The organism is Legionella taurinensis (genome assembly GCF_900452865.1).
Classification (GTDB): domain Bacteria; phylum Pseudomonadota; class Gammaproteobacteria; order Legionellales; family Legionellaceae; genus Legionella_C; species Legionella_C taurinensis.
Genome location: NZ_UGOZ01000001.1, coordinates 1,756,348 through 1,775,146, shown reverse-complemented (window position 1 = coordinate 1,775,146; position 18,799 = coordinate 1,756,348). Strand labels below are relative to the sequence as shown.

The window sequence follows — 18,799 nt, the reverse complement described above, 5'->3', positions numbered from 1 at the left end:
ATGTCGAATCATTTAAATCATTATTATCTTCAAGAGATGGGGATCGAACCCTGGATCTTACGTGAGGGCCACACCGGGTGCGACAAGCAATTAAAGCAATTGATGACGACCGTGGCTTCCTGCAGACGGTGCTCGCTTGCCGATACACGTACCAATACGGTTTTTTCGCGAGGTAATCCCGGCGCGAAGCTCATGATTATTGGTGAGGCTCCGGGATTTTATGAGGATAAACAAGGCAAGCCCTTTGTCGGCAAGGCCGGCCTGTTGCTTGATCGCATGTTAAAGAGCATCGGACTGGACGAACAACAGGTGTACATTGCCAATGTCTTAAAATGCCGTCCGCCGGATAATCGTGATCCAATGGCAGACGAAATTGAGCAGTGCCGCGACTACCTGGTAAAACAAATTGAATTGGTATCGCCTGCATTGCTTCTCGCCCTGGGGCGTTTTGCCGGGCAATTTCTCATGGGTAAAACTACGCCTTTGAATCAGATGAGGGCTAAATTACACTCTTATCAAGCGATTCCTTTTTTAGTTACCTATCATCCAGCTTATCTTTTACGCAATCCAAAAGATAAAAAACACGCATTTAGCGATTTACTTTTGGTTAAACAACGATTGTCCAGCGGCGACGAACAGCAGGCAACGGGCCTTCAGTCTTGTTGAGTTATTAGTCAGCCTGGCTTTGTTCACTCTGTTGTTGAGTTTTTATCTGGGAATGAATGCCAATAACCAGCTCAAAACGCAACTGTTCGTGGCGCAGCATCGATTGACACAAGCCATACACTATGCCCGCAACCAAGCCCTGGTTAAGCATTCTGTCCTGATTTTACACCCTGTGGAGCAGGGCAATTGGGCAAAGGGCATGGTGCTTTTTAAAGACCCTGGCGAGCATCGTTTCAGCCATCAGCAGGAGGTGGTGTATGAATGGCATGAGCTAGGCGGTCCATTAACCATTACCTGGTCCGGGTTTCACTCGCAAGACGCGTTGATTTTTAGCCACGCCCTCGGCCACGCCGCAGCCAATGGTTATTTTTCCATTGCTTATCAAGGGGTTGAACTGGGCCGGATTGTTATCAATCGGCTGGGCCGACTCCGCGTCGTTAATTACATTTAACAGCAAAATAGCCTATAATTTATACAGAATTTTCGGAAAATGGTGATTATTTTGAAAGGGACGTGCCGAGCGGGGTTTACCCTGACAGAATTTATGGTCACCTTGGCTGTGGCTGGAATTTTTATGGCTGTGGGCGTTCCGGCCTATTACTCGTTAATTCAAAACAACAAGGCGGTGGGAATGACCAATAAATTATCCGCCAGTTTCAGCTATGCCCGCATGGAAGCCATTAAACGGGGTATTCGCGTTTCGGTTTGTCCAGCCGCCAATGCGGCTTTCAATGCCTGCGGTAACGGTGCGCAATGGGCACAGGGCTGGATTGTTTTTCTTGACGCCAATAACAATAATACGATTGATTCAGCCGCCGATGTGGTTAAAATCCAGGAAGCGCTGCCAGCGGGGACAACCGTCAACGCCAATCTGGGAATAGTCAGTTATGACAGTTCGGGCTTCGTGACCAGCGGTGCGTTGAACATGACCATCTCCGCTGCAGGTTGCAGCGGTAACAATGCCCGTTCATTAGCCATAACGTCCAGCGGCCGATTAAGCGTTGGTAAAATGAACTGTCCTTAATCCGCATCGATTCTCATTCTGTATTCTCCCTGATCTCAATGTTATACTGCATGCGTTTTGTTAGCCGCTGATTGCTTATGCCATTTGAAATTTCACCAGCACTGACCCGTTCATTTAAGCCGCCTGACGCTTTGCTTCCCTGGTTGACGCACGCAGAGGAGTTATCTGCCAAATTGCGTCAGACCGCGGGTCAGGTTGCCCTTCATGTGTTAAAGCAGGACTGGGTCCCGACCGGCTGGTGGGAGAGGTCTGTCTTGGGCTTGACCTTGGCCACGGTTGTTCAGCGCGAGGTGATTGTCTCTGTCGCAGAGACGCCTTGCTGGTATGGGCGCACCGTCATCCCTGAGATGACCTGGTTAAACAATCAGTCTTTTTTTGCGCGATTGCGGCAGGAGTCCTTAGGCGCGCTTGTTTTTTACACGGATGAGGTGGTGCGTGTCCGTACTGAGTATTATGCGGTGAATTCAAGCTGCATGGAATATTATTGGCCCGATCGGGGGTTGACTCAGAATGAATCCTTGCTTTGGATTCGCCTGTCAGAGTTTAGTCTTTCTGAAAAATACCCGTTTCACCTAATCGAAATTTTATTGCCTGGACTTTTGCGAGTAATCTGATGGATGTTTGGTCTTATCTGCGTTTGATGCGTTTTCATAAACCTGCTGGCACGCTGTTACTTTGGGCTCCAACAGCCTGGGCGTTATGGATAGGTTCTCAGGGGACGCCGCCTGTCGCGTTGCTCCTTTATTTTTTCTTAGGCACGGTTATCATGCGCGCTGCCGGTTGCGTCATGAATGATATTGCCGATCGGCACATTGACTGCCACGTTCAGCGCACACGGGAAAGGCCCTTAACCAGCGGTCAATTGACGCTTCGACAGGCAACAGGCACTCTGTTCGTGTTGCTGGGTCTGGCGTTATTCATTCTGTTGCAATTGCCCTATGCCTGTTTTTATTATGCCCTTGTTGCTTTGTTACTAACCATCGTTTACCCGTTTTGCAAGCGGATTATCGCCTGTCCACAACTGGTTTTGGGGTTGGCGTTTTCCATGGGTATCCCCATGGCATTTGCCGCCTTGCATCGCCCGGTGGATTTATCCATGACGCTGCTATTTGTGATTAATTTTGCCTGGATTGTGGCTTATGACACTGAATATGCCATGGTCGACCGACAGGACGATTTACGCATAGGCGTCAAGTCCACGGCCATTTATTTTGCACAATGGGATACATTTATCATTGCTGTCCTGCAGGCCATTCTGCATGGTTTATGGCTGCTGTTAGCCTGTATTTCCTCCCTGTCCCTGCCTTTTTTCCTTTGCTGGTTAGCAGGCGGAGGATTGCTACTGTATCAGCAATGGCTTATCTCCGAGAGAAAGGAAGCCGCCTGCCTTAAGGCATTTTCGGTAAACAGTGGGTATGGTCTGATTCTTTGGGTAGGGTTAATCCTTGATGCCCTGCTTAAGTAATCCAGAATAGGCATGCGCAGCCTTCATCAAATGGCTGTTATGGAGGCCGGTGCCCCTTTCATGGATGCCCGCCTGCACGCGGCGAAGAACAAGAAGGGAGGCATAGGATGACCCTGTCTGTGGACTCATCCGCTGTCTTGCCCGCGAAGGCCGGCAACTATTCGAAAACCCGTATGGGGGATGCCTGGGACGAAGCAGGCAAGACCACGCGACTAAGGGGACTGCGTGAGCTCATCCAATAAACTGCTGGCGCCAATCCTAAACCAGCTTTTATGAACAGGTTTGTCCAGGCAATATTCCGCCAGATGAATGTAGGCCAAGGCGGGTGATTTTTGTTTTACTCCACCGGATACCTTAATCCCGCAGACCGAGTTGCTGTCATGGATGGCTTTCATTAGGGTAAAAACCGCAAGCGGTGTAGCCCCGATCGCTATCTTACCCGTTGAGGTTTTTAAAAAGTCGCAACCTTGCTCGATGATCTCGCGGCAAGCCCGGTAAAGGGTGGTGACTGAAGGGAAGGCGCCTGTTTCAAGGATAACCTTAAAGACAACCTGCCTGCTCCGGCAAAGTTCGTAGAGCGTCTGGCAATGGTTAAGGGCATGGGCTGTTTTTCCCTTTAAATAATCGGTGTAAGGGAAAACATAATCCAGTTCATCCGCTTTCCCTTCGTCAATGGCCAGACGGGCATCCTCTTCAACCGCCGTCAGCGGCTGAAGACCCTCCGGAAAATTCACAACCGTGGCTCGCTTAAGCGAGAGGTTTTGAGGCAGGTGAAGCAGATGCCGGGGGTAAACACAAGCAGCAGCGACAGGGTATCGGGTTGTTTTTTGTACGAATTTCGACAGAGCCTGTTCGTTCGCTTCGGTATCGAGCAGCGTCAAATCAAGCAGCGTGATTATTTCTTCAGCGCTTACAATGCGCTTGTTTTGGTCACTCTCCAGATCTTGAAGTGTCCGGCTGTACTCGCGTTCGATGGTCATGCAAGTCCTGCAATGAATGTTTTAACCAAGCGGTTTAATTTTTCTGCCGCTTGGGACGCCATCATGACTACCGCTTCATGGCTGTGGCTGCAACTGGCTAAGCCGGTGGCATAATTGGTAATGGTTGCAATAACCGCCACCTTCATGCCGCAATGGTTGGCCACCAGCACTTCAGGTACGGTCGACATGCCCACGGCATCCGCACCCCAGATGCGGAAAGCACGGATTTCTGCTGCGGTTTCATAATTCGGACCCAATATGGATAAATAGACACCCTGATGAAGATTAATCTGTTCCTTTAGGGCAATCTGCAGCAGCGTATGACGTGTGGCTTTGTCGTAAGCATTATCCAGGGGGAAAAAGCGTGGGCCAAATTCGTCGTCATTCGGTCCAACCAATGGATTTCCGGGTTGCAGGTTGATGTGATCGGTAATAAGCATTAATTCCCCGGGGCCGACGTCTTCCCGTAATGAACCGGAGGCGTTCGTGGCGAAAAAATATTCACAACCCAGTAATTTTAACGTACGGACATACGTTTTCACCACGTTGTAATCGACGCCTTCGTACGTGTGGGCACGGCCTTGCAAACACACTACGCCAACGCCATGCAAATAACCCAGAACCAGCTTGCTGCCGTGACCGTGCACAGAGGTTTTGGGAAAGCCGGGTAGCTCGGCATAGTCAATGGATACGGCATTTTCCAATTGTTCAGCAAAACTGCCTAAGCCGGAGCCTAAAACAATACCAATGGCTGGGCTGAAGTCAGGAACACGTGTCTTAATTTCTGCTGCTGCCAGATGGGCCGGGCTCAAATTCGTCTGCGTCATTTTTCTTCCAATATTCTCTTGGTTACAAATCGCTGCTGACTATACTCATTATCGACTGGGCTTACAAGACGTTAAAACCACGCGAAAGTTTTTTTGCAATTAAAAGGGTTATAAATAAAGGCATTAATCAGGAAACACCATTGTTTATTGGTAATCAGCAGCATGGCAGCTTGCCTGCTTATTGTTGTCAGTATCCGATCAGGTTACTATAGGTCATTTTGTTGATTACTCTTACCTCATGCCCACAGTCCAAAAAAGAAGATTTGCCTTACTGACCGTTGTTGTCTTCCTTATCCTGATTAACTTAAGTCTACGGATGATGCACTATTGGGCCAATCGCCAGATGACGACCAACATGCTGCCCACACCGGAATCAGATTCTCTCAACACCCGGAAAAAAGAGGTATCCCCTTGGCAGCCGCTGAGTAAAGGGGTGATGGAAACCGTACAGGCTGTCCCTGACACCCCAGTGATTTATGCGGGCGGCTTTGATGCCCTGAACGATGACAATGGGCCGGTGTACAAATCGCTTGACGGCGGAAAAAGCTGGGTAGCTGCAAGTCAGGGTTTTCCTGAGAATGCACTGGTGAACGCCGTGGTTCCCTTGAGCGAAAACAAAGTCTATGCCGCCACCTGGGGGGCCGGTGTGTTTAAAACAGAAGACGGCGGCAATACCTGGTTGAGCATCAATAAAGGCTTACCGGGTAAGGATATCCTTGCGCTTTCGGTTGTGGACGAGAACACGTTGTATGTCAGTACCTCGGGCAAATTGGCTTCGCGCGGCGGTATTTTTAAAACAGTTGATGGCGGCGCCCATTGGCAAAGCGTCTACAAAACCTGGCCTAACCGGGTGTTAAGCCTGGATGCAGTCGATGCCAATACGGTTTATGCGGGCATAAGCCCCGGGTGGGCTACTAATGGGACACTCATTAAAACAACCGACGGCGGGGCGCATTGGTCGACGCTTTACGTCGGATCCCGTCATCTGCAGATAACCAATCTCGCAGCCCATGATGCCAATACCGTCTATGTAGCCACCTCGGAAGGCCTGTTAAAAACCACCGATGGTGGTCGCTACTGGATGGCGGTCAATGGCGGTTTACCCATCTCCTTTAACGCCACCACGTATTCCCTGTCAGGACTTTACGTTGATGATGACAAACGGGTGTATGTTGGGGCAAGGACGGATGCTGCGCGAAGCGGAGCGGTTTATTATACGGTGGATGGCGGCATACACTGGTTTTCAGCCCGCAAGGGGTTAAAAACCGATTCGGTCAACAGCATCTCGGCGTTAAAAAATGGTACCGTTTATATTGGTACCAATCAGGGCATATTTAAATCACAGATTCGCTAAGGATTACACGATCTGACATAAGCCTAAAGAGGGCTCTTCTTGCGCTTTTGTCTGACGAGCCAGCCTGAAATCAGCTTGGGCGTTCGTGTAGTGCATTAATTCGATGAGGTCGTTTTTATGCAGTGACTGCGCCAATTCCGGGAATGTGTAGCCCATGATGAGGGCTGTTATTTCAAGCGGTAATCGAAGCAGGTTTTCATAGGCGAGGTGATCGTTTGTCAAGGCAGCGGGGTTTTCTTTTTGTTTGCCAAAAAAAGTCATGGCGTTTTTCATCTTCAGTAATTTTTGAATGTAATTTTTATTAAGATGAATCCCTTGCTGCAATAAGAGAGCGGAACACGTTGGGGAAAGAATAATGGTTTTGTGGAAATCGGTTTTAGGGTGAAATTCAAGGGGCAGGTATTGTTTCAAAAATAACAATTCCTGCTTGATGATCTCGTGATTTGGTTTGCCCTTGGCATAAATGTCCCGATAGGCCGGATTGCCTGGCATATCCATAGCAAGGCAACCATCCTGTCGAAGGGTGAATTCTGCGTCGCTAAACAGCCACCATTCGGTATAATTCCAGGTGTAATGCCCATTGTCATGAGCCAGTTGACCAATCGCAGGTCGGAAAAATCGTTTTTTTGCCTCCAGGCCTAAATTGTCGACAAGGTGGATTAATTCAACCTTTCGGTAGGTCAAGAGCGATTGAGTCATTTCAATCAGCATCCTGATTTGGCTGTAATGATCAAGTGGTGAGGCAAGAAGCTTATTGGCAGAGGTATAGAGGATGAGATACCGGTTTTTCATTTCCAGGCATTCACTAAACGACTTGCCCTGTTGCCTGGCAAAATGATCGACTTTGGCCAGGGCATCAAGCGTCGAGCGGTAAAGGGGAACAGAACACTGCCATGAGAGGATGGTCGCTGTTAATCGTTGTGTCACCTGCTGACGCGGCAATGAACGTGCAAGGAGGTTTTCCAGCGGTTGGATTAACTGGCCTTCCGATACCTTTTCGTAAAGAACCGAATCGCTGAGCACGGTGTGATCAAATTCCCTGCTTTCAAGGTAGGCATCAATGGCTGCAAGGAAATCCAACGCCATGAGACGATGATGCGGCAAGCGATAGTGTACGGATGTAATTCTTGAGAGGAAGGGTTTATTCTGGTAATTCAACTCAATGAAGGAGTCAGGCTCCTCAGCAATTAACTCTGTAATCTGAAGCTCCTTCTGAAAAGCCACCGCATCCATGGGATAACTTCTATTGAATAAATCCAGAAACCTGTGCAGGACATGCCCTGCGTTCTTTTTGTGGTTATACCAGATTTCATCCTGCTGGTTTTCAAAGAAAGAAAGCGTTTCAAACAGGACAACAATGTCATGATCTTGGCGTTGAGTAACGATATTTAAAATGCGCACGTTTCATCCTTGAAACAGGAGGTGGTTCATTTTAGTGAGAACAAGCGATTGTTTCAATGAGAAAAATAACCCTAACCCTTTTGACTATCAGGGTCCCGTGTACTTCTCAACTGTCAGCACAACTCCGTTTTCAAATTATCCAGCACACGTTGAATCAAACCCTGAAGCTGATTTTTTTCTGCCTCACTGAAACCCTGTAGCGCATGTTCGTTGAGGCGATTGGCATTGTCAGCGAGCATGGATTCTGTCTGTTTGCCTTTTTCGCTGAGGTAGATTAATACCGCACGCCGATCCGTGGGGCTCGGTTGGCGAAGAATGAAGCCGTCGCGCTCCATGCGATCCAGGGTTCGTACCGCGGTGGGCTGCTCGACGTCAATGCGCTGCACCAGTTCGGTTTGAGTCAGCCCGTCCTGATTTAAAAGCTCCATCAAAATAAACGTGTACGCATGATTGATCTCATGCGGTTTTAATAATTCATTGGCGCGTTTCAGCAGCAGCCGATTGGTTTTTTTTAACAGGGTTGACAGGTACATGATTTCCTTTTATTTGCATAGCTTGCTATATAATAATAGACTATGTTAAACTATACCCAGTTATTCAGGAGTAATCAATGAAAAAAGTAACCCTCTATCAAGTCGATGCCTTTGCCTCATCCCTCTTTCGCGGCAATCCCGCTGCCGTCTGCCCGTTGCAGGAATGGTTGCCCGATGACCTGATGCAGGCCATTGCCAGTGAAAATAACCTGTCGGAAACCGCTTTTTTTGTCCCGAAAGGGGATGGTTTTCATTTGCGCTGGTTTACGCCGAATGAAGAGATTGAACTGTGCGGCCATGCGACCTTAGCCAGCGCTTATGTTCTCTTTGAGAAGCTGAATTATACTCGGCAAACCATTCAATTTACCTGTTTAAGCGGCGAGCTTCTCGTTATGCGGCAGCCGCAAGGCCTGGTGATGGATTTTCCTGCCTTGCCCTATGAGGAAATACCCTGGCAGCCGGACTACGGGATAACCGCTTTACCAAAACCGGTGAAGGTATTAAAAAGCCGTTTTGATTTAATGTTTGTTTACGATGACGAAGCGGACGTGGTTTCTGCAAAGCCCAACCTTGAGGCTGTGGCTCAACTGGATTACCGCGGTCTGATTTTAACGGCACCGTCAACGCGGACTGATGTGTATTCGCGATGTTTTTATCCGGGTTGTGATGTGCCGGAGGATCCGGTCACCGGGTCGGCTCATTGCGTGATTGCCCCTTATTGGTGTGAACAATTCGGCAAAAACAACATCACCGCACAACAGGGCGGGCGCCGCCGCGGTGAGCTGAGTTGCGAGGTCAGGGGAAACCGCGTCTTTTTAAGCGGTGTGTGCCAGCTTTATCTTGAAGGCGTCATTCACTTACCGGAATGACGGGCAGTTCGACCGACGGGTCCTCGTCAACCGCGGACTGGGAGGGCCATGGCAGCGATGATAGCCAGCCTTTCCCTTCCACCAGCCGCGTAATCATCAGGCTGCTCGCGGTGTTGGCGGTGACATTAAGCAGGGTGGCAATGGGATCAATGATAATGCTGATGGCTGCCACCGCAATCAGCACCGAAGGCGGGAACCCGTAAACGTTTAAAATCAGCAATTCACCCAGCATGCCGCCGCTGGGTATGGCGCCCATCACCGTGCCGACCAGCACGGAAACGCCAACAGCCAGCGTCAGTACAGCAAGGCCGTTAAAATCGAGATGAAACAGACCAAACAGAAAGGCAATTTTGAACAGGCCGCCGATGACGGAACCGTCTTTGTGAATGAGGGTGCCTAACGGAATAACCGTTTCGGTGATTTCCGAGGGCACACGCATGGCCCTGGCGGCGTACAGATTGGCAGGGATACTGGCCGCGCTGGAGCAGGTCGCCAGAGCCGTGGTGGCGGGCAACAGTGTGTTTTTCCAGAACAAAACCAAACCTGCCTTTTTTCCTGCAAAAAAAGCATAGCCGCTTAACCCTACGGCGAAGTAAACCAGGGCACAGGCATAATAGAGCACAGCAATGCGAAAATAATTGCTCAGCAATTGCGGCCCCAATTCACTCACCAATACGGCAAAATAGGCAAAAAAGCCGACGGGGGCAACCCTCATAATCAAAGTAAATACCCGCATAAAAACCGTTTCGCCGGCTTTTAAAAAGCTAAAAAAAGCCGGGTTTGGATGATGCGTCAGTGCCAGTCCAACCAGTATTGAAAAAACAATCAGAGCCAGCATGTGATGATGGGACAGAAGCTGGCTGAAATCCGGTACCGAAAACATACCGACAAGCTGCTCTGAAAAATGGACTGCTTCACTGCCAGGGGTTGGCGGTAAGGGCAAATAAACCCCTTGAGCCGGCGGAAAGAGTTTGACGACAAGCAGGGCATACAGTGCAGCAATGAATCCGGTTAAGACAAAAACCACAGCCATACTGCCCATGATTTTACCCAGTTTGTTTAAAGAGCCTGCTTTGGCAATCGCTGAGGACACACTGAAAAAAATAAGGGGAACAATCACTGTAAAAATTAAATTTAAAAAAACATCGCCCAGGGGCTTAAGCAATTTGACCTGCTGCGGAAACCAATAACCCGCGGCGCCGCCGCCAACGATCGATAAAAGCAGCAACGAGGGGAAAAAATAGGATTGCAATGTTTTATTTTGCATGGCCACCGCAGTCATTTCCATTTAGAATTGTTTGATACCTAAAGCAAAGCATACCTGACCTGAGGCAAGGACTAAGAAATGGTTTTTCCTTACCACGTGATCGATTTAACCCACACCATCGCGCCAGCCATCCCAACCTGGGAAGGGACTGTTGGATTTGAGCAGGAGGTTTTGCTCGATTACGGGCAATGTACTACAGAACCGCCTTTTTGTGTACAACAATTTACCCTTGAGGCTGGCTTAGGGACTCACCTGGATGCGCCGGCCCATTGCATTCCCCATGGCCTTACCGTGGATAAACTGCCTTTAAGCGATTTGCTTGTGCCTTGCGTGATGATTGATGTGTCGTCCAAAGCCCATGCCAGCTATCGCATCAGTCCTGACGATCTCACCGACTTTGAACAACAGCACGGGCCGCTGCCGCCCCGCAGTTTTGTGGTTTTTTATACTGGCTGGTCCCGATTCTGGGATGATCCGATAAAGTACCGTAACAATCTGATTTTTCCCTGTGTGGCTAAGGAGACGGCGGAATTATTGATAACGCGCGACATTGCCGGCCTTGGCATCGACACCCTGTCACCGGACAGGCCGGATGGCGGCTACCCGGTTCACCAAATCGTACTGGGGTCAGAGCGCTACCTCGTTGAAAACGTGGCGAATGCGGACAGGCTTCCTGCCAAAGGCAGTTTTGCCTTAATCCTCCCTACAAAAATCCAGGGCGCTACCGAAGCCTGGGTGCGCCTGCTGGCTTTGGTGAGTCCTTGACTCAGTAAACCACGACTTCACGTAACGCCGGCTGAACCTGCTCGACTTTAATGGGTTCAATGGGGTGGAAAAACAGTTTGCTGAGATCCATCACCGGGGGTAACGCGTCCGTCTTATTTGAGGGTTGTTGTGCGACAAACACGTCATAGCGTTGCCTTAAATTTTTTAATTTCTGGTGCATGGTCAATTGCGCTTCGATATGCCCTCCGTTTAATTCGGGCGTTGTGACCGTCTTTGGCATGACAACCGGCGAATCATAGCGGCTTTCCCTGTCACAAAAAACCACCGCGGCTGAGGGTGTTTTACTGCCGGTAATGCCATAGTGCCACCACCGTTTAATCAGTTGCCAGAATTTAAAATACCAGCTGCCTACATGGGCGTTTAATTCGCCCTCTACCACGGCCTCCAAATGAATTTTTTCTATTTTTGGATTGGTTTTTTTCTCCGGGCTGTTTGTTTTATACAGCTCGCAGGCATGCCTGACGAGATCGTATTTTTTCTGTTGCCCGAAATGCTCGATCAAAGCCAGTTGGCATTGCTGCGGGGTGTACGATTTACGCTTGAGGTGGTTTTGCGCATGATAGACGGCCATTTGACTGAACAGGGTGTAATCCATTCGTGAGGGCTTGGCCGTAAAGCACTGTTCAAGTGCTTGAAAAATGCATGGGCTGACATTGCGGTTTGGCAGTTTGACCATCACCTCTGAAAGCGGCAGCAAATCGGCTTTTGCCGTCTTGCAATAATCATTAAGCAGGTTTTTTAAAGGCAACACGTCACCGGAGTAATTCGCAAGGTAGGCGCTGATTAAAGGCATTTTTAAGGAATCGGTCATGGCCCAGCTTTGTTTATTGATTTCTTTCCAATCAATGATGGCTTTGTTGGCCTTTAATTCCTGAATGGTTTTTTTCGTTTGCGGCGCTTCGCCATTAAACCAGCCGGCTAAGGTATCGACGACCTCCTGCAGTTTTTCTTTAAAGGCCGGGGGTATAAAATGGCGTGCGGCGATGGCGTTTAAGGTGCTTCGTTCAAAGTGGAGGCCTGCCAGTTGGCTATCAAATTGATTCTGATGATAAAACAACGACGTGTTACCGCAATTGGCGGTGCGAAAGACCAACTCGCTTACTAATTTTTTGCCGATTTTTTTATTGTGATCCAGCGCACCGGCGAGACCGAAATGCCGTTTGACAAACAGGCTGTAGCCACTCAGTTCGTCGCTCGTCCAATGATCTGGACTGTAGCGCAATTCAACCCGCTGAAAGAAATCCTGACGTTGGCGGTGAAGAATCAGCAACAGCAGGCGGTATTGGTAGCTGGTGGACAACTCATTGATTTTTAGGCGGTTAACCGCGGCAATAACCGGTGTGCAATGCGCTCTCTGGAAGAAAGCCGTCAACCCCGACAGTGTGCTGTCAAGGGTGTCTAAGGGGGAGTTGATGTCCGCATCGAGAAAAGCCCGCCAAACAAGTCTGGCGATGTTTTCTTTTGCTATCAAAGCAGTCATCAGGGTATCCCACTGCTTATCCAGTACAGCGTTTTTCTGTCTTTTTTCCTGAAGACAGGTTAAGGCGCGAAGAAGAAGAGTGCGTTGATTGTGCGAAACCGCATAGTCCGCGAAAGCCTGTAACCCCTGAGCAAAATAGGGTTTGGAATGATGTTTTTCGAGGAAGTCAGCCAGAATGACGACAGGATCGTGTTTATCCAGGTAGGCTTGAAACACAGGCGTTCGCTCGTTGCTGAATAATTGCTCACGCGTTCCCTCCTGTTCAAGAATGGTTTGAAACAGCGAATGGCTGTTTTGGCTTAAAGGCATGGCTGCAAGCAGGTTAAACGATGCCTCGGGGCCATGTTCCAGGACCAATAACTCAAAAAAAGCACGTGGCAGCGGTTTATTGGTTTTCTTCGCATAGGCGGCCACCTGTTGTTTTATCCAGGCCAGTTTTTCTGTGTCGCTCTCCTGATAAAGACGTGCAAGTGATTCTTCATTGATGGCATCAGCCAGCAACAGTTCCATGGTTGCGGGTGTGGTGGATAATTGTTCCACAGGCACTTTGGCTAACAACAGGGCGCTGGTTTCTTTCTGAAACAGGTTCGTCCGTTTGACTTCGCCGGAAGGCAGAAGAACGCCAAGGGTATAGCGGTTGTTGTCGTAAAACGATATGCCCGCACTGTAGCCCCGCAATTCAATTAACGGTTTGGGAATATCGTCAACAAAGGTCATGGCTTGATTGGCTTCATTAATAAAGCCAATTTCTTTGCCGGTGACATCGTAGAGCAGAACGGATTGTTTGCGGGCCAATTCGCTTTGCTCAAAATTTTTATGGGGTAAATATTTTTGCAGCCAACCAAGGAACGTATTCTGCGCCAACGCGAGGTCACCCTTACTGGCTGTGCTTTGTTCAAAGACAAAGTCAGCGACTTTAAATAACCAGTCGGATCGCAGGCTGCTTAAACTGGCATTGTAATGCGAATACAGCACGTTAAGCGCCGCATTGGCCATCGTCGGGTCGTCTTTACGCAGTGCAAAACAGGCATCCTCCAATTGCATCAGCAGGGCACGAATGCTGTCGTCGGCGCGAAATTGCAGCAGGCGTTGACGTTTTTCCAATAAACGGGCGCGAAGACTGGCATTGGCAGCCATTTGTTCATCCACCTCGGCAAGCTTGACGGCATGGTGTTTGAAGAAGACCATCTGGCTTTTGATATGGGCATTCAGTTGCTCAAATTCGGCCTGTTTCAGCGTCAGCGATAAAAAGCGGTAGCGTTCCAGCAAGGCGCGGATAGCCTCAGGCGTGCTGACTGCAACGAATTGCGGTGAGGTGAGAAGACGCTGGATCCAAACCCCGTTCAGTGTGGATTCAGCAAGCGTGCGGTGTTCCTGCTTTAACACATGCCCCGCCATGGTGATGAGCTGCTCATCACCCAATAAACTCAAGTCCTGAGCCCCCAGGTTCGCTTTAATGATAGCAAGATTCTCTTCCGACTGGGACGCACACTGGCAGAGCAGGGTCATTATGTCACGGCTGGCCTGCTTCATTGCCCTGTCGTTGCTGTTTAATCCTGCTAGGCAATGCGTAGTTAGCGAGGTGATGACAGAAGGGGGCAGCTGATTAATCATCTCCGTCACGATCAGGATGCGATGGGCGCTGAGCAACGTATTCAAGGTCGGAATAAAATCAGTTATGGTGTGAGGCGGTGATTTCTCCAGCGAATCAGTGGCCGCACTGATAAAAATAGCCAGGGTTTTGGCATCCAGGGGCACGTCCTGATCGGCAATGACCTGATTTAAACGCTTCAGTTCAGAAACCGGATGCGCTTTTAAATCGAACCCGCTGATCAATGCACTGCAAGACAGGGCTCTGGCGGCCTGTTTTTCAAGCGAGTTCAGGGACTCTTTAAGCCAGAAATCTATGGCAGTGGAAAGAGGGGTTACTGGTGGTGCGTCTTCTAACTTCAGCGGTAATTGGAGGAGTTTGCTTTCAATCACATAATCCACAATCAACAGCAGGTCGCGCTGATGGCATAAGGCGCAATAGGCCTTAAACTGTTCCAGTGTGGCCGCGGGAATTTTGTCAAGGCAATGAAGCAACGCATCCAGGTCAAAAAACAGGCTGTCGTTCAGCAGGGTGTTTAATGCCAGGATAACCGGGGATGCCGCACGACGTAATAAAAGGAACTGATTCAACTGCTGTTGGATGGGTACCCAGGCCTTCGCGGGAATCTGTTCACGCAGCGCCTGAATCTGCTCATGCATGGCATCGTGTCTGCCGGCGTCAGAGCTCATAAAATACCAGTAAAACAACGAGGGAAGCTGTTCTGCAATGTGGTCATTAGTCAGTAAACCCTGGATGACCGCCTGTCGAAACTGTGAGAGAAAATGCTCCTGCTCCTGCAGTGGTTGAGCAGGCAGGCTGGCCGTAAGCTTTGTTTCCTCGTCATCAATGTGCTTCGCCAGCGTGCGGATGTGTTCGATGATTTCAGTAAAATCGGTTATCGGCCAGGGTGAATTTTTCAATAATTCAGCGCCTCTTAAACCCAGGGCTGAAAAAAGGTCGCTGCTTGTTTTGAGCGAAGACTTAAGTTCAGAGTCGAAAACCGAAGAGGGTGCTCCTTCCAGCCGTTTACGGGACAGGAGGCTGCATAGCTCATCTAACTGATGCTTAAATTCGCTAAGCGCCGGCTCAAGCGGCAGCGATTGACGCAATACCTCCAGCTGCTCTGTGAAAGGCACAAGGTCGAGGCGATAGCGAAGGCTTCGCACCCGCCGCAGGGACTCGTGCAGTCCTGCATGATTGGTCTTAACGAATGCCTCATCACGGCGGGCAGCGGCCTGTTCCAGTGTCGGCTGCAGATGGGTCAGCAGGGCCGATGTCTCCTTGGGCGTGGCCATGGAGAAAAGAACGGAGTAAATCGGCTGATTTTCGGGATTTAACGCCGCCTGCGGGGTTTTTGCCTGTTTGAGAAGCATGTCCCTGAGAAGGCTTTGCGGCAGAATGGCTGTGTTTGCTGTGAGCTGTTTAAACGTTTGTTTAACCAAGGGGATAAAGCTGTCCCCTGCCTGCTCCTGAATCCATTGTGTCAGCTTGGGATGCTGGGCTAAATTAAGCAATAACACCTTCTCTTTGGGTGTCATTGGCGATTTATCCTGCCGGATTAAGGCCAATTCCTGCCCCAATTGCTTATAAAGATCAGCCATTGCGGCCTCATCCGTGCTGCCCATGGTCAGGTGTTTTTGCAGTGTGAGCAGGAGAACCAGCGGATTGCGTTTCTTTTTTATAGTCTCGTTTAGCTGGGAGATTGAAACCAGATCACTTAAGGCCAATACCCATTGAGGAGGCAAATGCTCTAAAGGGGCGTGCAGTAAATAATGGTTAGCTAAATCGATAGGCAGGGTTTTTTCGCCGCTTAACTTTTCAAGCGCATCCAGGAAAAATGCATGTTCTTTAAGCGTCAGGGTGGAATAAACAGCCGGTTGAATCAGGCCGCGAAATAAAACGGCGGCCCATTGCTTTTTTTGTTGCTCATCCAGTTGAAGCCGTTCCATGCACCGCGTTTGAACGCCAGACGGCAGGGTAAAAAACAGAGTGATTAATTGCAGTTGCAGGCCATTGGCAAGGGCGTGACTGGTTTGCGTATCCAGTTCACGCAGCGCTTTTTCAATGAACCGTCTGACCCCCGCTTCCAGAGGATCTCCGTTTTGAGAGAAAAGAAGCCTGCTCGTCAACAGGAGGAAGTACAGAAAGGTATCGTTTTTTTCAAGACAGTAGTGTATGAGGGCATCACTCACCGAGGTGGGTTTAACCTGTTCGAATGCCGCCTGCAGGGCGGTGCAGGTTGGCGGGACAGGGTTTATTCCATCCAGTTCATAAGCCCAGGCTCTGGCTGCATGGGCATCGGCATGGGTTACAAAATGAGTCAGCGTTTCCCGGTTGTCTTTCCGTCGGGCCTGATGAATCTGTAACAGGTAAACCAGCTCATGGTGCTGTTTTTCATTGGCCAGGTCGAGCAGCGTCCTGGAGCCGATGCTGGTCTTGTGCTCCCATTCGCTATCCTGTTTCAGGTAATGGGCGACAGCGGCCGTGTTGTGTTGAAGTACGGCATGATGCACCGGCGAAAAGGGTTGTTGGAGGGAGGTGGACTTCAACAACGGCTTTAATGCTTGCCGTTTACTGACAAAATCAATGAGCTGACAGGCAATGGCCGGGCAATTTTTGCGCGAAAAGGCGATGGATAACGGCGTTTCATTTTGCTTAAAGGAAGCCCTGGCAGTCAATAATGACTTCAACTCCTCATCCGGCAGTTTTTCAAGAATGGTCAGAAGTTTCGCGACGACAATTTCGGATTGGCTTTCAAACACGCGGTGCAGCAGATTGAATTGACCGCTGATGCCTGCGGTTAATGTCATTAACCTGTCTTTGTCATAGACAGCAAGGATGGATAATACACGCAGTGCCTGTTCGTCTGTCAGCGGCAGTTTAAATAAATCAATAAGAGCAGTGTAAGCACGGGATGGGAAAGGGTCGGTTTGCAGCAAGTCATACAATTTACCCTTCTTGTCTTCCTCCTGGGAGTAACCGTGCAGGATGGATAATAAATCACTCAGGCTTTCCTGATCGTCAGCATTTAAAAGCGCCGTAAAAACGCTGAAATAACGGTTAAAATAGTCTTTGCCAAACAAGAGAATGACGACGGTATCCATGGGCAGGGACTTGATGGCCGCCAAAAGTTTTTTTCGTGTGGCCGGCGGGGCATAATGCATGAGCGTGTGCATGACCCGTTCATTCAGGGAGTCATTGGCCGGATGGGTGCGGAAGGCGGACAATAATTCCACCATGTCTTTGGGTTCCATGCCGAGAAGCACATCGGCTGCCCGGTCACAGACCTCTTCCGGTGCATAGGCAAAGACCATGCTCAGGGCATTTTGGTAGCTTAATTCCTTATCCAGAAGGGTAGCGCGCCCCTGAAGTGCTCGCTGAGGTGACGACGCATAGACCTTACAGAACAATGCGGCCTGGGTTTCGGCTTTGGGATTGAAGTGTTCAAGAAGAAAGGATTTAAGCGCCTTATTGCTGACCTCGTCGATTTTACTGGCAAAAATTTCACCGATTTTACCCATTTAACATCCTTATTCACATCCTGTGTTGATTCTATTTTCCACGACAAGATAAACAAAAACCCATTTTAACTGAAAGTCTTCCAGTAATCCAAGCCCCCATTGTTAAGAATGTTAAGTGGATTGTAAGCAGACGAATGGCGCATCGCCCAGCATGTCAGGTTCAACGACCGCACCTGAACGCCATAGGGGCTGTAATGGCGTACCTTCACTCGAACTTGGCGCCTCAGACGACTGGGACAAGACAGAGACGTCTTCCGCCTCTTCGTCCAATGCCGGTTCATGCCCGAGTTCGCAGCCTAATTCATTGTTCATATGCGTATGGCTTTGCTCCCATGCGTCGGGGGGATGTTTAACCCAGGTAAAGACAACCCAATCCTGAAGGGCGACCAGGTTAATCAGAAGGCAGAGGATGGTGGCAGTAATTAATGTAGCCAAGGCCGCGGGAGGGAAACAAAAAACCAGCGTTGTAGCCACCGCGGTGACAAGGCTTGCGGAGGTCATTAACAGCGCATAGCGCATGTACACTGCCTGTCGTTTGGAGGAGTATTCTTTATCATAGACTGGCGGATGGCGCATTTTATGGTATTCCGCGATGCACCATAACACATTGCTGACGAGAAAGAGCCAGGCTGAGGCGATCAGGGCCGGGGGAAAGGCAATGGCTGCCACACAAATCAGAATGGCCAGGGTACCGAGGACCGCCGCCACTTTATGCTGATTTTTAAACTGGACAAGGCCATACCATGATTGCGTGCGTGGGGGGTGATCAGGGTAGCGTTCGCAGGCGGCAAGCCAGAGAGTATACGCCGTGAGGTAACACATCAGCGACAAAAGATTAAAAAGGGAGGAGACAAAGACGATAGGAATCGTCTGCAGTTTAGAGAATACAAAACCCATGAGGAAAAAAAAACCACTGGCTTTATCCAGGCGTTTAGCATGGCGGAGCTTTTTGGTTGTTTTCATCGGTTAATCGGATGGATATAAATGAATTAAATTAACACAGGAAAATTAGTATAGAAAGTGTTAATTTAATGT

General features: G+C 49.4%; 16 protein-coding genes. 8 read left to right on the top strand and 8 right to left on the bottom strand.

Annotated elements, in window-relative coordinates:
* The 5 genes from DYE45_RS08270 to ubiA all read left to right on the top strand — a co-directional run bounded on the left by DYE45_RS08270 (position 1) and on the right by ubiA (position 3,155).
* On the top strand, positions 1 to 666 hold the full coding sequence (locus DYE45_RS08270; protein WP_108293822.1) for a uracil-DNA glycosylase: 666 nt from the start codon (positions 1 to 3) through the stop codon (positions 664 to 666).
* Between the two features lie 52 nt (positions 667 to 718).
* On the top strand, positions 719 to 1,117 hold the full coding sequence (locus DYE45_RS08265; protein ID WP_133138206.1) for a GspH/FimT family protein: 399 nt from the start codon (positions 719 to 721) through the stop codon (positions 1,115 to 1,117).
* A 39-nt stretch (positions 1,118 to 1,156) separates the two neighbouring features.
* Positions 1,157 to 1,690 (top strand): GspH/FimT family pseudopilin, encoded by a 534-nt coding sequence (locus DYE45_RS08260; RefSeq protein WP_108293818.1) that lies wholly within the window; start codon positions 1,157 to 1,159, stop codon positions 1,688 to 1,690.
* Positions 1,691 to 1,767: 77 nt separating this feature from the next.
* The gene (locus tag DYE45_RS08255) at positions 1,768 to 2,304 is read left to right on the top strand and encodes a chorismate--pyruvate lyase family protein (RefSeq protein ID WP_115300748.1); all 537 of its coding nucleotides are present in this window, start codon (positions 1,768 to 1,770) and stop codon (positions 2,302 to 2,304) included.
* Positions 2,304 to 3,155, top strand: coding sequence for a 4-hydroxybenzoate octaprenyltransferase (gene ubiA / locus DYE45_RS08250; RefSeq protein WP_115300747.1), 852 nt, complete (start codon positions 2,304 to 2,306; stop codon positions 3,153 to 3,155). Before DYE45_RS08255 ends, ubiA begins: the two co-directional genes overlap by 1 nt.
* On the opposite strand, the gene DYE45_RS14705 is transcribed toward ubiA, so the two are convergent.
* The 3 genes from DYE45_RS14705 to DYE45_RS08240 all read right to left on the bottom strand — a co-directional run bounded on the left by DYE45_RS14705 (position 3,129) and on the right by DYE45_RS08240 (position 4,962).
* Positions 3,129 to 3,284 carry a hypothetical protein gene (locus DYE45_RS14705; RefSeq protein ID WP_160160703.1) on the bottom strand — a complete coding sequence of 52 codons (156 nt, stop codon included), beginning with the start codon at positions 3,282 to 3,284 and terminating at the stop codon, positions 3,129 to 3,131. The two genes, ubiA and DYE45_RS14705, sit on opposite strands and share 27 nt — an antisense overlap.
* A gap of 83 nt (positions 3,285 to 3,367) precedes the next feature.
* Positions 3,368 to 4,135 carry a deoxyribose-phosphate aldolase gene (locus tag DYE45_RS08245; protein WP_115300746.1) on the bottom strand — a complete coding sequence of 256 codons (768 nt, stop codon included), beginning with the start codon at positions 4,133 to 4,135 and terminating at the stop codon, positions 3,368 to 3,370.
* Positions 4,132 to 4,962, bottom strand: a complete 831-nt coding sequence (locus DYE45_RS08240) for a purine-nucleoside phosphorylase (RefSeq protein ID WP_108293808.1) — start codon at positions 4,960 to 4,962, stop codon at positions 4,132 to 4,134. Before DYE45_RS08240 ends, DYE45_RS08245 begins: the two co-directional genes overlap by 4 nt.
* A gap of 238 nt (positions 4,963 to 5,200) precedes the next feature.
* On the opposite strand from DYE45_RS08240, the gene DYE45_RS08235 reads away from it, so the two are divergent.
* Entirely contained in the window at positions 5,201 to 6,316 is a 1,116-nt protein-coding gene (locus tag DYE45_RS08235) for a WD40/YVTN/BNR-like repeat-containing protein (RefSeq protein WP_115300745.1), read from the top strand.
* Positions 6,317 to 6,319: 3 nt separating this feature from the next.
* Here the strand turns inward: DYE45_RS08235 and DYE45_RS08230 are convergent, their stop codons facing one another.
* Both DYE45_RS08230 and DYE45_RS08225 read right to left on the bottom strand, forming a co-directional pair.
* Complete coding sequence (locus DYE45_RS08230; protein ID WP_115300744.1) at positions 6,320 to 7,717, bottom strand: hypothetical protein; 1,398 nt, start codon at positions 7,715 to 7,717, stop codon at positions 6,320 to 6,322.
* 113 nt (positions 7,718 to 7,830) lie between these two features.
* Positions 7,831 to 8,250: a MarR family winged helix-turn-helix transcriptional regulator gene (locus tag DYE45_RS08225; RefSeq protein ID WP_108293802.1), complete on the bottom strand. Its 420-nt coding sequence runs from the start codon at positions 8,248 to 8,250 to the stop codon at positions 7,831 to 7,833.
* Positions 8,251 to 8,327: 77 nt separating this feature from the next.
* On the opposite strand from DYE45_RS08225, the gene DYE45_RS08220 reads away from it, so the two are divergent.
* A complete protein-coding gene (locus tag DYE45_RS08220) occupies positions 8,328 to 9,119 on the top strand; it encodes a PhzF family phenazine biosynthesis protein (protein WP_115300743.1) in 792 nt (263 codons plus the stop codon).
* Here the strand turns inward: DYE45_RS08220 and DYE45_RS08215 are convergent.
* Positions 9,100 to 10,407 carry a dicarboxylate/amino acid:cation symporter gene (locus DYE45_RS08215; protein WP_242602718.1) on the bottom strand — a complete coding sequence of 436 codons (1,308 nt, stop codon included), beginning with the start codon at positions 10,405 to 10,407 and terminating at the stop codon, positions 9,100 to 9,102. The two genes, DYE45_RS08220 and DYE45_RS08215, sit on opposite strands and share 20 nt — an antisense overlap.
* A 57-nt stretch (positions 10,408 to 10,464) precedes the next feature.
* On the opposite strand from DYE45_RS08215, the gene DYE45_RS08210 reads away from it, so the two are divergent.
* The gene (locus DYE45_RS08210) at positions 10,465 to 11,151 is read left to right on the top strand and encodes a cyclase family protein (protein WP_108293798.1); all 687 of its coding nucleotides are present in this window, start codon (positions 10,465 to 10,467) and stop codon (positions 11,149 to 11,151) included.
* A 1-nt stretch (position 11,152) separates the two neighbouring features.
* Here DYE45_RS08210 and DYE45_RS08205 read toward each other — a convergent pair whose 3' ends face one another.
* Both DYE45_RS08205 and DYE45_RS08200 read right to left on the bottom strand, forming a co-directional pair.
* Positions 11,153 to 17,764 carry a hypothetical protein gene (locus DYE45_RS08205; RefSeq protein WP_115300742.1) on the bottom strand — a complete coding sequence of 2,204 codons (6,612 nt, stop codon included), beginning with the start codon at positions 17,762 to 17,764 and terminating at the stop codon, positions 11,153 to 11,155.
* Between the two features lie 111 nt (positions 17,765 to 17,875).
* Positions 17,876 to 18,727: a hypothetical protein gene (locus DYE45_RS08200; RefSeq protein ID WP_115300741.1), complete on the bottom strand. Its 852-nt coding sequence runs from the start codon at positions 18,725 to 18,727 to the stop codon at positions 17,876 to 17,878.
* Positions 18,728 to 18,799: the final 72 nt, after the last annotated feature.

Coding starts and splice junctions, on each gene's coding strand:
- DYE45_RS08220 (WP_115300743.1), top strand. CDS start 8,328: ATGAAAAAAGTAACCCTCTATCAAGTCGATGCCTTTGCCTCATCCCTC.
- DYE45_RS08245 (WP_115300746.1), bottom strand. CDS start 4,135: ATGACCATCGAACGCGAGTACAGCCGGACACTTCAAGATCTGGAGAGT.
- DYE45_RS08215 (WP_242602718.1), bottom strand. CDS start 10,407: ATGGAAATGACTGCGGTGGCCATGCAAAATAAAACATTGCAATCCTAT.
- DYE45_RS14705 (WP_160160703.1), bottom strand. CDS start 3,284: ATGAGTCCACAGACAGGGTCATCCTATGCCTCCCTTCTTGTTCTTCGC.
- DYE45_RS08205 (WP_115300742.1), bottom strand. CDS start 17,764: ATGGGTAAAATCGGTGAAATTTTTGCCAGTAAAATCGACGAGGTCAGC.
- DYE45_RS08210 (WP_108293798.1), top strand. CDS start 10,465: ATGGTTTTTCCTTACCACGTGATCGATTTAACCCACACCATCGCGCCA.
- DYE45_RS08255 (WP_115300748.1), top strand. CDS start 1,768: ATGCCATTTGAAATTTCACCAGCACTGACCCGTTCATTTAAGCCGCCT.
- DYE45_RS08225 (WP_108293802.1), bottom strand. CDS start 8,250: ATGTACCTGTCAACCCTGTTAAAAAAAACCAATCGGCTGCTGCTGAAA.
- ubiA (WP_115300747.1), top strand. CDS start 2,304: ATGGATGTTTGGTCTTATCTGCGTTTGATGCGTTTTCATAAACCTGCT.
- DYE45_RS08200 (WP_115300741.1), bottom strand. CDS start 18,727: ATGAAAACAACCAAAAAGCTCCGCCATGCTAAACGCCTGGATAAAGCC.
- DYE45_RS08235 (WP_115300745.1), top strand. CDS start 5,201: ATGCCCACAGTCCAAAAAAGAAGATTTGCCTTACTGACCGTTGTTGTC.
- DYE45_RS08260 (WP_108293818.1), top strand. CDS start 1,157: ATGGTGATTATTTTGAAAGGGACGTGCCGAGCGGGGTTTACCCTGACA.
- DYE45_RS08270 (WP_108293822.1), top strand. CDS start 1: ATGTCGAATCATTTAAATCATTATTATCTTCAAGAGATGGGGATCGAA.
- DYE45_RS08240 (WP_108293808.1), bottom strand. CDS start 4,962: ATGACGCAGACGAATTTGAGCCCGGCCCATCTGGCAGCAGCAGAAATT.
- DYE45_RS08265 (WP_133138206.1), top strand. CDS start 719: ATGAATGCCAATAACCAGCTCAAAACGCAACTGTTCGTGGCGCAGCAT.